At 71.7% G+C, this 11,960-nt stretch carries 10 protein-coding genes; 3 read left to right on the forward strand and 7 right to left on the reverse strand.

The genetic code is table 11. The features are described from left to right. Window positions 1-71 precede the first annotated feature (71 nt). From ACIPEQ_RS09250 to ACIPEQ_RS09260, 3 genes are read right to left on the reverse strand one after another with little or no spacing between them, the layout of a single operon-like run. A complete protein-coding gene (locus ACIPEQ_RS09250) occupies window positions 72-1,217 on the reverse strand; it encodes a cystathionine gamma-synthase (RefSeq protein ID WP_402714920.1) in 1,146 nt (381 codons plus the stop codon). Window positions 1,218-1,237: 20 nt separating this feature from the next. Beyond that, complete coding sequence (locus tag ACIPEQ_RS09255) at window positions 1,238-2,602, reverse strand: cystathionine beta-synthase (RefSeq protein WP_402714921.1); 1,365 nt, start codon at window positions 2,600-2,602, stop codon at window positions 1,238-1,240. A 10-nt stretch (window positions 2,603-2,612) separates the two neighbouring features. Next, a complete protein-coding gene (locus tag ACIPEQ_RS09260) occupies window positions 2,613-4,514 on the reverse strand; it encodes an ABC transporter ATP-binding protein (RefSeq protein WP_402715245.1) in 1,902 nt (633 codons plus the stop codon). 128 nt (window positions 4,515-4,642) lie between these two features. Between ACIPEQ_RS09260 and ACIPEQ_RS09265 the strand changes: the two genes are divergently transcribed. Next, window positions 4,643-6,067 carry an APC family permease gene (locus tag ACIPEQ_RS09265; protein ID WP_126892187.1) on the forward strand — a complete coding sequence of 475 codons (1,425 nt, stop codon included), beginning with the start codon at window positions 4,643-4,645 and terminating at the stop codon, window positions 6,065-6,067. Between the two features lie 203 nt (window positions 6,068-6,270). Then, entirely contained in the window at window positions 6,271-7,191 is a 921-nt protein-coding gene (locus ACIPEQ_RS09270; protein ID WP_402714922.1) for a hypothetical protein, read from the forward strand. A gap of 170 nt (window positions 7,192-7,361) precedes the next feature. On the opposite strand, the gene rplL is transcribed toward ACIPEQ_RS09270, so the two are convergent. The 4 genes from rplL to ACIPEQ_RS09290 all read right to left on the reverse strand — a co-directional run bounded on the left by rplL (window position 7,362) and on the right by ACIPEQ_RS09290 (window position 10,777). Next, window positions 7,362-7,745, reverse strand: coding sequence for a 50S ribosomal protein L7/L12 (gene rplL / locus ACIPEQ_RS09275; RefSeq protein ID WP_066655204.1), 384 nt, complete (start codon window positions 7,743-7,745; stop codon window positions 7,362-7,364). Between the two features lie 51 nt (window positions 7,746-7,796). Next, window positions 7,797-8,312, reverse strand: a complete 516-nt coding sequence (rplJ, locus tag ACIPEQ_RS09280) for a 50S ribosomal protein L10 (RefSeq protein WP_126892189.1) — start codon at window positions 8,310-8,312, stop codon at window positions 7,797-7,799. 267 nt (window positions 8,313-8,579) lie between these two features. Beyond that, window positions 8,580-10,040: a sensor histidine kinase gene (locus ACIPEQ_RS09285; RefSeq protein ID WP_402714923.1), complete on the reverse strand. Its 1,461-nt coding sequence runs from the start codon at window positions 10,038-10,040 to the stop codon at window positions 8,580-8,582. Next, the gene (locus tag ACIPEQ_RS09290; RefSeq protein WP_126892190.1) at window positions 10,037-10,777 is read right to left on the reverse strand and encodes a response regulator transcription factor; all 741 of its coding nucleotides are present in this window, start codon (window positions 10,775-10,777) and stop codon (window positions 10,037-10,039) included. Before ACIPEQ_RS09290 ends, ACIPEQ_RS09285 begins: the two co-directional genes overlap by 4 nt. Window positions 10,778-10,916: 139 nt before the next feature. Here ACIPEQ_RS09290 and ACIPEQ_RS09295 point away from each other — a divergent pair, with 139 nt between their 5' ends. After that, the gene (locus ACIPEQ_RS09295) at window positions 10,917-11,954 is read left to right on the forward strand and encodes an acyl-CoA dehydrogenase (RefSeq protein WP_402714924.1); all 1,038 of its coding nucleotides are present in this window, start codon (window positions 10,917-10,919) and stop codon (window positions 11,952-11,954) included. The last annotated feature ends 6 nt before the right edge of the window (window positions 11,955-11,960 follow it).

An 11,960-nucleotide genomic window follows, 5' to 3' on the forward strand; every position in this document is an offset into this window, starting at 1 on the left:
GTCCGTCCCGCCCGCGTCGACGGCCGTGGCCAGCGGGACGTGGTCAGGGGGCGGTGGACAGCGGGCCGCGGTCAGCGGGACAGCGCCTGCAGCACGTCCCCGACGAGGTCACCCTGGTCCTCGATGCCCACCGACAGGCGGACGACGTTCTCGGGGACGGCGAGCTCGGTGCCCTTGACCGACGCGTGCGTCATCTCGCTCGGGTACCCGATGAGCGACTCGACGCCGCCCAGGGACTCGGCGAGCGTGAAGACCTCGGTCGACTCGACGAAGCGCTTCGCCGCCTCGGGTCCGCCGGACAGGGCGACCGACAGCATGCCGCCGAAGCCGCGCATCTGCTTCGCGGCGACCTCGTGCCCGGGGTGGTCCGTGAGACCGGGGTAGTACACGCGCTCGACGCCCGGCGCGGAGACGAGCGCCTCGGCCACGGCCTGCGCGTTCGACGAGTGCCGCTCCATCCGCACCGGCAGCGTCTTGATGCCGCGGGTCGTCAGGAAGGCGTCGAACGGCGACGCGATCGCGCCCGCCCCGAACTGCAGGAAGCCGACCTGCTCCGCGAACTCCGGCTCCCGCAGGACGACCGCGCCGCCGACGACGTCGGAGTGCCCGCCGAGGTACTTCGTGGTCGAGTAGGACACCGCGTCCGCGCCGAGCGACAGCGGCTGCTGCAGGTACGGCGACGCGAAGGTGTTGTCGACGACGACCAGGGCACCGGCGGCGTGCCCGACCTCGGAGAGGAGCGCGATGTCGGCGATCTTCATGAGCGGGTTCGTCGGGGTCTCCACCCACAGCACCGTCTTGGCGGGGGCGCCCTCGAGCGCGGCACGCACCCGGTCGACGTCGCTCATGTCGACGACGACGAGCTCCACGCCCCACGGCACGTGCAGACGGTTCACCAGGCGGTGCGTCCCGCCGTAGACGTCGTTGCCCATCACGACGCGGGCGCCGGGCTCGAGGTACGCGCGGAGCAGGGCGTCCTCGGCCGCCAGGCCCGACGCGAACGAGTACGCCGCGACGCCGCCGTCGAGGTCGGCGAGCAGGGTCTGCAGTGCGTCACGCGTCGGGTTGCCGCCGCGGGAGTACTCGTAGCCGTTCCGCATGTTCCCGACCCCGTCCTGCACGTAGGTGCTCGTGACGTGAATGGGCGGGATGACTGCGCCCGTCGTGGCGTCGGGGTCCTGGCCGGCGTGGACGGCGCGGGTGGCGAACTCGGTCATGCGTTCTGGTTCCTTGCGGGTCAGTCGGACAGGGAGGTCAGCAGGTCGTGCCGGGTGAGCACGGTGACGGGCTTGCCGTCGTCGACGACGAGCAGCGCGTCGACGGTCTCGAGCGCCCGACGGGCGGCGGACAGGGACTCGCCGACCCCGATGAGGGGCAGCGGGTCACCGACGAAGCCGCTCACCGCGTCGGTCATCGACGCGGTGCCGGTGAAGACCTGCTCGAGCAGGTCCTTCTCGGCGACGGCACCGACGACCTCGCCGATCACGACCGGAGGCTCGGCGCTCAGGACGGGCATCTGCGAGACGCCGTAGGTCGACATGATCTCGACGACGTCGCGCACGGTGTCCGAGGGGTGCGCGTGCACGAGGTCGGGCAGCCGGCCGTCCTTGCCGGCGACGACGGAACCGACCGTGCGGGCGTCGTCGGTGTCGGCGAAGCCGTAGGAGCGCATCCACCGGTCGTTGAAGATCTTGCCGAGGTACCCGCGGCCGCCGTCGGGCAGCAGCACCACGACCACGTCGTCCTCGGTCAGGTCGCGTGCGGCACGCAGGGCGGCGACGACGGCCATGCCGCTCGACCCGCCGACGAGCAGCCCTTCCTCGCGCGCGAGCCGCCGGGTCATCGCGAACGACTCCGCGTCGGTGACGGCGATGATCTCGTCGGGGATGCCCGCGTCGTAGGCACCGGGCCAGAAGTCCTCGCCCACGCCCTCGACCAGGTAGGGCCGACCGGTGCCGCCCGAGTAGACGGAGCCCTCGGGGTCGGCGCCCACGATCCGGACGCGGCCGTCGGACGCCTCCTTCAGGAAGCGGCCGGTGCCCGAGATGGTGCCACCGGTGCCGACGCCGGCGACGAAGTGCGTCAGTCGGCCCTCGGTGTCGCGCCAGATCTCCGGACCGGTGGTCTCGTAGTGGCTGCGCGGCCCGTTCGGGTTCGCGTACTGGTTCGGCTTGTAGGCGCCGGGGATCTCCCGCACCAGGCGGTCGGACACCGAGTAGTAGGACTCGGGGTGGTCCGGTGGGACCGCGGTCGGGGTCACGACGATCTCGGCGCCGTAGGCGGTGAGCACGTTGCGCTTGTCCTCGCCGACCTTGTCCGGCAGCACGAAGACGCAGCGGTAGCCGCGCTGCTGGGCGACGAGCGCGAGCCCGACCCCGGTGTTGCCGGAGGTCGGCTCGACGATCGTGCCACCGGGGCGCAGCTCGCCGGACGCCTCGGCCGCGTCGATGATCCGCGTGGCGATGCGGTCCTTCGACGAGCCGCCCGGGTTGAGGTACTCCACCTTCACCAGGACGGTCGCCCGGATGCCCTCGGTGACACGGTTCAGTCGGACGAGCGGGGTGTCACCGACCAGGTCGACGACGGAGTTCGCGTAACGCACGCGGCCGAGTCTAGGTGGCGGGCCCGACCGTCGGCCCGGTTGCGACGAACGATGTCGACCCGTCGTTCTGCTGGTGGAACAACGAGGCGTACACGCCGCCGCGCGCGAGGAGCTCGTCGTGGTCCCCCCGCTCGACGATCCGCCCGCGGTCGAGGACGAAGATCACGTCGGAGTCGCGGATCGTCGACAGCCGGTGCGCGATGGCGATCGTGGTGCGCCCGGCTGCGGCGGTGTCGAGCGCGGTCTGCACCACGTGCTCGGAGATCGAGTCGAGCGCGCTCGTGGCCTCGTCGAGCACCAGCACCGGTGGGTCCTTCAGCAGCACGCGAGCGATCGCGATGCGCTGCTTCTCGCCGCCGGACAGCCGGTAGCCCCGCTCCCCCACGACCGTGTCGTAGCCGTCGGGGAACGAGGCGATGGTCTCGTGGATGTTCGCCGCGCGGGCGGCGCGCTCGAGCTCCTCGTCCGTCGCGTCCGGCTTCGCGTACCGCAGGTTGTCACCGATGGAGGCGTGGAACAGGTACGTCTCCTGGCTCACGATCCCGACGTGGCGCATCAGGTCCTCGTGCTGCAGGTCGCGCACGTCGGCCCCGGCGAACCGCACGCTGCCCGACGACGCCTCGTACAGCCGGGGCACCAGGTACGAGATCGTCGTCTTGCCCGCGCCGGACGGTCCGACGAACGCCGCGAACTGTCCGGGCTGCAGTTCGAAGGAGACCTCGCGCAGCGTCGGCTTGTCGGGTTCGCCGTCCGGGTAGGTGAACGAGACGTCGTCGAACGCCACGTGTCCCAGCCGCGTCTCGTCCACCGGCCGTGCGTCGGCCGCGTCGGTGATCGCCGGCCGGAGGTCGAGGTACTCGAAGATCCGGGCGAAGAGCGCACCGGAGGTCTGCAGGTCGAGCACCACCCGGAGCAGGCCGACGGTCGGGAAGAGCAGCCGCGACTGCACGGTCGTGAACGCGACGATGGTGCCGGCGGTGATCGGGACGTCCCCGATGATCAGGTACGCCGCGACCACGTAGATGACCGCCGGGATGATCGACAGGAAGACCTGGACGATCGCGAAGAACCACTGACCGGACATCTGCTGCCGGACCTGCAGCTGGATCTGGTTGCGGTTCTCGTCCCCGTAGCGCCGGGTCTCGCTGCGCTGCTGGGTGAAGCTCTTGGCGAGCAGGATGCCGGAGACGCTCAGTGCCTCCTGGGTGATCGCCGTCATGTCGGACAGCGACTCCTGCGTCTGGGCGGCGATCCGGGCGCGGACCTGGCCGACCCGGCGCTGGGCGACGACGAGCAGCGGCAGGAGCACGACCGCGACCAGGGTCATCTGCCAGCTGAGCAGCAGCATGGCCACGACCGCCGCGATGACCGTGACGGTGTTGCCCAGCACCGAGGAGATCGTGTTGTTGAGCACGCTCGCGACGCCGCCCACGTCGTTCTGCAGACGCGACTGGATGACGCCGGTCTTCGTGCGGGTGAAGAACGCCAGCTCCATGCGCTGCAGGTGTCCGAAGAGCCGCATGCGCAACGCACCCATGACCTGGTTGCCCACGGTCGCCGTCAGGTACGTCTGCCAGATGCCGACGCCGGCGCTCGCGATCCAGAGCGCGACCATCCCGCCGACCAGCTCGAGGAGGACGGGCAGGTCGGGCCGACCCGAGGGCGGGAAGAGCCCGCGGTCGAAGGCCTGCTGCGTGAGCAGCGGCGGGATCACCGAGAGCGCCGCCCCGACGAGCACGAGCACCACCGTCAGCACGATCGCCCGGCGGTGCGGCACGAAGAGCCCGGCGATGCGGCGGAGCAGGTGCGGGATGCGGGGTGCCTCGGCGTTCGCGGCCCGCTGCGCCTGCACGTCACCGCTGGAGATCCGCCCGCCGCCGCGGGGACCGCCCGGACGCATCCCGTGGCCCATGCTCATGGCACCACGGTATCCCCCGCGTCCGACCGGGGCGGCGGTCGTCAGCCCAGGGCGTATTTGACCCCGTTCAGGGGCCGTGCGAACATCGTCCGTCCCCTTCCCCGCGCCGATCACGAGGTCCCATGACGTCCGCGCCCTCCCGCCCCACGTCCCTCCGTCACCAGCTCGCACGCCGGAAGCCGATCGAGCAGCTGCAGGCCGAGGCCGCGGCGGGCGTCGACGGTGAGCCGCTCCGACGCTCGCTCGGGGTCTGGCACCTGATGATGATCAGCGTCGGGGCGACGCTCGGCACCGGCATCCTCGTCGTGCTCGGGACCGCCGTGCCGTTGGCGGGTCCGGCGGTCTGGATCTCCTTCGTGCTCGCCGGCGTGGCCGCGCTGCTGTCGGCGCTGTCCTACGCCGAGATGGCCGGAGCGGTGCCGACCTCGGGGTCGAGCTACTCGTACACGTACGCCACGATGGGTGAGGGCATCGCCTGGGTGTGCGGCTGGTGCCTGGTGCTCGAGTACGCGGTCTCCGTGGCCGCGGTCGCTGTCGGCGCCAGCGAGTACGTCGACGAGACCCTGCGCGTCTTCGGGCTCCACCTGCCCGCGGCGATCGCCGCCCCGCCCGGCGACGGCGGCGTGGTCAACCTGCCGGCCGCCGTGCTCGTGCTCCTCGCGATGGCGGTCCTGCTGCCGGGGGCCCGCGAGAGCGCCTGGGTGAACACGCTCATGGTCGTCGTGAAGATCGCGCTGCTGGTGTTCTTCGTGGTCGTCGCCTTCACGGCCTTCTCGTCGCAGAACTTCGCGCCCCTCGCGCCGATGGGGGCGGCCGGCGTGACCGCGGCGGCCTCGCGCCTGTTCTTCTCGTACATCGGGTTCGACGCCGCCTCGACCGCGGGCGAGGAGGCGAAGGACCCCCGACGTGACCTCCCGCGAGCGATCATCGGGTCGATCGTGATCGTCACGACGCTCTACATCCTGGTCGCGATCGCTGCGATCGGCGCCCGCCCGTGGACGTCGTTCTCGTCCGACGAGGCCTCGCTCGTCCGCATCGTGGTCGAGGTCACCGGGCAGCCGGTCGTCGCGCTCGTCTTCTCGATCGGCGCCGTGATCGCCATCGCCAGTGTCGTGCTCACGGTGCTCTACGGCCAGACCCGCATCCTGCTGACGATGGCGCGCGACGGCATGGTGCCGTCCGTGTTCGGCCGGGTCTCGCCGCGTACGGGCACCCCGGTGCCGAACACCCTCATCGTGGGCATCGTGGTCGCGGTCGGCGCAGCACTCGTGCCCCTCGGCGAGCTCGCCGACGCCACGAGCATCGGCACGCTCGTGGCCTTCGCCCTGGTGAACGTCTCGGTGATCCTGCTCCGTCGCACCCGCCCGGAGCTCGAGCGCTCGTACCGGGTCCCGCTCTTCCCGGTCGTCCCCGTGCTCGGCACCCTGTGCTGCGTGCTGCTCGCGGTGTTCCTCGGGGCCGGCACCTGGATCGCGTTCGGCCTGTGGATGGTCGCCGGCGCCGTGCTCTACCTGGCCTACGGCCGACGCCACAGCACCTTGCGCTGACCCGCGCGCGCCCGCCCGAGCCCGCCCGCCCGAGACTCGGCCCGAGCGACACCTCTCGCGGTCCCGCACGCGAGACGCGTCGTTCAGGCCGAGTCTCGCGCCGCTCGTGACGAGACTCGTCCACAGCCGGGAGGCGCGGCTCGCCATCCACAGGAGCTCGCCGCCCTCCGATGGTCACCTCGCGGATCCTGCACGCTGCGGTCATGGACACCGAACCGCCTACCCTGCTCCGCGCAACACCGCACGACCTCGCCACGGCGCGAGCGTTGCAGCGACGGCACCGAGCCGGAGCGCTCGTCCGGCTCGCTCAGGGCGTCTACGTCGATGCGGCGGTGTGGCAGCAGCTCGTGCCGCAGGCTCGGCACCTGCTGCTCGCACGGGCGATCGCCCCGGCGGTCCGGCAGGGAGCGGCGTTCTCGCACACGACCGCTGCGCTCGTCCTCGGGTGGCCGGTCATCGACGCCCCGCCCGAGCGCGTGCACCTCGTCGATCCGCACACCCGCCGCACGGAAGACCGTGCACGCGTCGTCCGCCACGCAGGCATGCCCGAGACCGAGTCGCCGCCGGTGGTCCTCGCCGGGGTACCAGTGACCAGCCGCCTGCGCACGGCGCTCGACCTGGCGACGACCTCCCCGCCGTCGGTGGCGGCGGTGGCCGTCGACCACGCCGTACGGACCGGCACGGTGACGATCGACGCCTTCCTCGAGGCACTCCCCGTGGGTCCCTGTCGGGGATCCGTCCGGGCCCGCACGGTCGCCGAGGCGCTCGACCCGCAGCACGAATCGGTCGGCGAGTCGTACACCGCGGTGCGGATGGTCGAGCTCGGCGTCCCCCGGCCGATCGCACAGCACACCTTCCGGCACCCGGACGGCACGCTCGACCGCGTGGACTTCTGGCTCCCCGACCTCCGCGTGGTCGTCGAGTTCGACGGGCGGCAGAAGTACTCCGATCCGACCATGCTCGCCGGCCGCAGCCCCGCCGAAGCCGTCTGGCACGAGAAGATCCGCGAGGACCGCTTGCGATCCCTGCCCTGCGTCCGCACGGTGGTGCGTCCCACGTGGTGGCACCTCGTCGATCCCGACCGCCTGAGCGCCCTGTTCCGCCAGCACCGCGTCACCTGGTGAGCGGCCAAGCCTCGCCCGAGTCTCGCGCTCAGCGACGCTTCTCGCCTCCATCGGCGCGAAAAGCGTCGCTCAGCCCGAGACTCGCGCCCCGCCGCGCCCCCACCGGCGCCCCGCGCACGACGAAGGCCGCCACCCCGAGGGGCAGCGGCCTTCGTGACCAGAGGTCGAGACTACGCGAGCTCGATCGTGGCGCCGGCGGCCTCGAGGGCCTCCTTCGCCTTGTCGGCCGTCTCCTTGTTGACACCCTCGAGGATCTTGGCGTCGGCGGTCTCGACGAGCGCCTTGGCCTCGCCCAGGCCGAGCGACGTGAGGCCACGGACCTCCTTGATGACCTGGATCTTCTTGTCACCGGCCGACTTGAGCACGACGTCGAACTCGGTCTTCTCCTCGACCTCCTCGGCGGGGGCAGCAGCGCCACCGGCCGCGGCGACCGCGACGGGGGCAGCAGCGGTGACCTCGAAGACCTCCTCGAACTTCTTCACGAAGTCCGAGAGCTCGATGAGCGTGAGCTCCTTGAAGGCCTCGATGAGCTCGTCCTGCGAAAGCTTCGCCATGATTTTCTCCTACTACTAGCTAGTACGTGTGGTTGATGAACGCGTGCCTGGTCAGGCCGCGGACTCCTGCTTCTCGCGGAGGGCGTCCACGGTGCGGACGGCCTGCGAGAGGGGTGCCTGGAACAGGTACGCAGCACCGAACAGCGAGGCCTTGAAGGCGCCGGCGAGCTTGCCGAGCAGCACTTCGCGGGACTCGAGGTCAGCGAGCTTGTCCACCTCGGTCGCGGTGAGCGGGTTACCGTCGAAGTAACCGCCCTTCACCACGAGCTGAGGGTTCGCCTTGGCGAATGCACGCAGCGACTTCGCGACGGCGACGGTGTCACCGTGGACGAAGGCGAGAGCGGACGGACCGGCGAGCTCCTCGTCGAACGAGGTGATGCCGGAGTTGTTCGCCGCGATCTTGGTCAGCGTGTTCTTCACCACGGCGTACGTGGCGTGCTCACGGATCGAGTTGCGGAGCTCCTTGAGCTGCGCGACCGTGAGACCGCGGTACTCGGTGAGCAGAACGGCGTTCGAGCTCTGGAATGCTTCCGTGAGCTCGGCGACCGCAGCTTCCTTGTTCGCCATGGTTCTCCTTGGGGTTCTTGCCGGCTAGCCCCTGGTCACCACACGAAAAAAGCTCCGGCGCAGAGGCTCGGAGCTGCTCCCCCGCGAACGGGAGGAGTTGTTCTGAACACCTGCGCTGGCTGCCCCACGAGTGAGGACCTTCGGTCTGTGCGCGAGCGCACAGACGACCGGCGGTCTTTGGCTTCGACGAAGGTACCACAGGATCCGACGGTGACCAAGCGGCGGACGGGAGGCTCGTGGCCGGGCTGCTCCCGCGCCTCCCGTCCGTCAGGCGGTCGCCTCGTCAGCCGTGGTCGGCCCCGCGACCGGGCCCGCCGGTCGGGTACCCGGCAGGTGCACCGTGAAGACGGTGTCCCCAGGGACGCTCGCGACGGCGACGCGACCACCGTGCGCCTGCACGACCGCGTCGACGATGGCCAGGCCGAGGCCCGTCGACCCGGCACTCCGCGACCGTGAGCTGTCCGCCCGCGCGAACCGTTCGAACAGCTTCGGCAGGAACTCCGGGTCGATCCCCTGCCCGTCGTCGTGCACGGTCAGGTCGACGCCGTCCGTCACACGAGCGATGCCGACCGTGATGCGGGTGCCCTCCGGGGTGTGCGTCCGGGCGTTCGTCACGAGGTTCACGACCACCTGGTGCAGCCGGGCGGCGTCGCCGGGGACGACCACGGGCTCGTCGGGCACGTCGACCGCGATGACGTGGTCGGGCGAGGCGGCGTGGGCGTCGTTCACCGCGTCGAGCACGAGGCCGGTCAGGTCGACGTCGGCGAACTGGACCTCGCGACCCTCGTCGAGGCGGGCGAGCAGCAGCAGGTCCTCGACCATGCTCGTCATCCGGAGTGACTCCGACTCGATGCGGCTCATCGCGTAGACGACGTCCTGCGGCAGGTCCGCACCCATGCGTCGGGTGAGCTCGGCGTAGCCGCGGACCGAGGCGAGGGGTGTGCGGAGCTCGTGCGAGGCGTCGGCGACGAACTGCCGGACCTTCTGCTCCGAGCGCTCCCGGGCCTGCATGGCGCCCGCGATGTGCCCGAGCATGCGGTTGAAGGCGGTGCCGACCCGACCCACCTCGGTCCGCGGGTCGGTGTCGGGGACCCGGACACCGTCGAGGGCGTCGCTGCGCTCCAGTGGCATCCGCGCGACGCTCGACGCGGTCTCGGCGACCCGCTCGAGCGGGCGCAGCGACCGGCGGACCACGACCGCGGCGACCCCGGTGGCGGCGAGCAGGGCGAGTGCGGTGACCACGAGCACCACGCCGAACAGCTTCCAGACGCTCTCGTAGACGGGTGTCATCGGCAGCCCGACGACCAGGACGGCGGTCCCGAGCGACACGGCGGTCACCCGGTAGCGGCCGAGGTCGCCGCCGAGGTCCACGGTGCGCGTGGCGCCGTCCACCCTGAGCCCGTAGAGCGGCTGCGTCGACGAGTCCGGCACCGCGACGACGTCCCCGTCCTGCGCGAGCACCCCGCCGACGACGGTCCGTGCATCGAGGAAGTAGAGCGTGAGGGTCCCGGCGGCCTGGCCGCTCGGACGGGTGATGTCCAGCCCCGGTCCACCGGCGCCCTGCCGCTCGACCGACCGCTGCGCACGGCTGGTCGCGCTCGTCAGCTGGTCGTCGATCGCGGCGCGCTGGATCGAGAACAGCGCGACGATGCTGCCCGCCCCGATCACGGTGCTGAGCGCGACGACGATCGCGACGATGCTCAGGACGAGCCGTCGTCGGAGCGTCACGAGGTCGGCTTGATGACGTACCCGACGCCGCGCACCGTGTGGATCATCGGGGTCTCGCCGGCGTCGATCTTCTTCCGCAGGTAGGAGATGTAGATCTCGACGACGCTGGACTTGCCGCCGAAGTCGTACGACCACACCCGGTCGAGGATCTGCGCCTTCGAGAGCACCCGGCGGGGGTTCCGCATGAGGAAGCGGAGCAGCTCGAACTCGGTCGCGGTGAGCTCGATGGGCCGGCCGGCGCGGGACACCTCGTACGACTCTTCGTCGAGCACCAGGTCACCGACGACGATGCGGGAGTCGCCGGCCTCGGACACCGAGATCTGGGAGCGGCGCACGAGCCCGCGGAGGCGCGCCACCACCTCCTCCAGCGAGAACGGCTTCGTGACGTAGTCGTCGCCGCCCGCGGTCAGCCCGGTGACGCGGTCCTCGACGGAGTCCTTGGCGGTGAGGAACAGCACCGGGGTGTCGTCGTTGTTCTGCCGCAGCCGCCCGAGCACCTGCAGGCCGTCGAGGTCGGGCATCATCACGTCGAGCACCATCGCGTCGGGCTTCCACTCGCGTGCCGTCGTCAGGGCGTCCTGCCCGCTGTTCGCACTCTTCACGTCCCAGCCCTCGTAGCGGAGCGCCATCGACAGCAGGTCGGTGAGACTGGCCTCGTCGTCCACGACGAGGATGCGCAACGGCGTGCCGTCGGCGCGGGTGAGGCGAGGGGCTGCGGCGGGCTGGGAGATGGTCACGCCTTCGAGGATCGGTGCGGATCCTATGAGCGGTCTGTGGAGCGCCCCTCCGCGCTCTGTGGATCGTCCGATTGACCGTACGGACCGGCCGGTGCTTCCCCGAGCAGTCGTGCGGGCGGTCGCCCGTAGCGTCGACCCCATGCTGCGATCCCCGGCCTGGCCCCCGTCCGTCACGGACGTCGACACCGCAGACGTCGAGGCGACGGCCGGGAGGACCGGCTCGTCCCCGCAGGACCGGCTCGCCTTCGCACGTTGGCTGGCCGACGCCGCTCCACCCCTGTCCGCGGGGACCGCCGGTGGCGCGTTCGCGGCACTCGCGGCCGTCGCCGCCGCCGACGTCGCGCTCGCCCGCACCGTCGAGCCGCACCTCGACGCGATCGGCATCCTCGCGCAGGCCGGTTCCACCACTCCGGAGGGCTCGACGTGGGGCGTCTTCGCGGCCGAGGCGCCGGGCACGACGCTCACCGCCACCCCCGACCCCGCCGTGGGTGCCGACGCGGTCCGGCTCGACGGCACGAAGCCGTGGTGCTCGCTCGCGTCGACGCTCTCGCACGCGCTCGTCACCGCACACGTCGGCCGCGACCGGCAGCTGTTCGCGGTCGACCTGCGACAGGAGGGTGTCGCGCCGCACGACGAGGCCTGGGTCGCACGCGGGATGCCCGACGTCCCGAGCGGCCCGGTCGACTTCTCCGGTGTCCGGGCGACGGCCGTCGGCGCACCCGGCTGGTACCTCACCCGTCCGGGCTTCGCGTGGGGCGGCATCGGCGTCGCGGCCTGCTGGTGGGGTGGAGCCGTGGGGCTCGCCCGGCTGCTCCGGTCCGCCACGGTCGACCGCCCCGACGCCGAGCTGCTCCGGGCAGCGCTCGGCGCGACGGTGGTCGACCTCGCCGACGCCGAGGACGCCCTCGCGACCGCCGCGGCCCGGATCGACGCAGCGGGGTCGGACGACACCGATTGGTCGCTCGTGGCGCAGGTGACGCGGTCGCGGGTGCGTCGCGCGGTCGACGCCGTGTCCCAGCGCGTCGTCGCGACGCTCGGACCCGCTCCGCTGACGAGCGACCCCGCGGTCGCCGCACGGGTCGCCGACCTCGGGCTCTACGTGCTGCAGGACCACGGGGAGCGCGACCTCGCCCGCGTCGGCCGGATCGTCGTCGAGCGCGGCGGTGTCGCGTGGTGACGGGGC

Source organism: Curtobacterium sp. NPDC087080, assembly GCF_044745105.1.
Lineage (GTDB): Bacteria > Actinomycetota > Actinomycetes > Actinomycetales > Microbacteriaceae > Curtobacterium.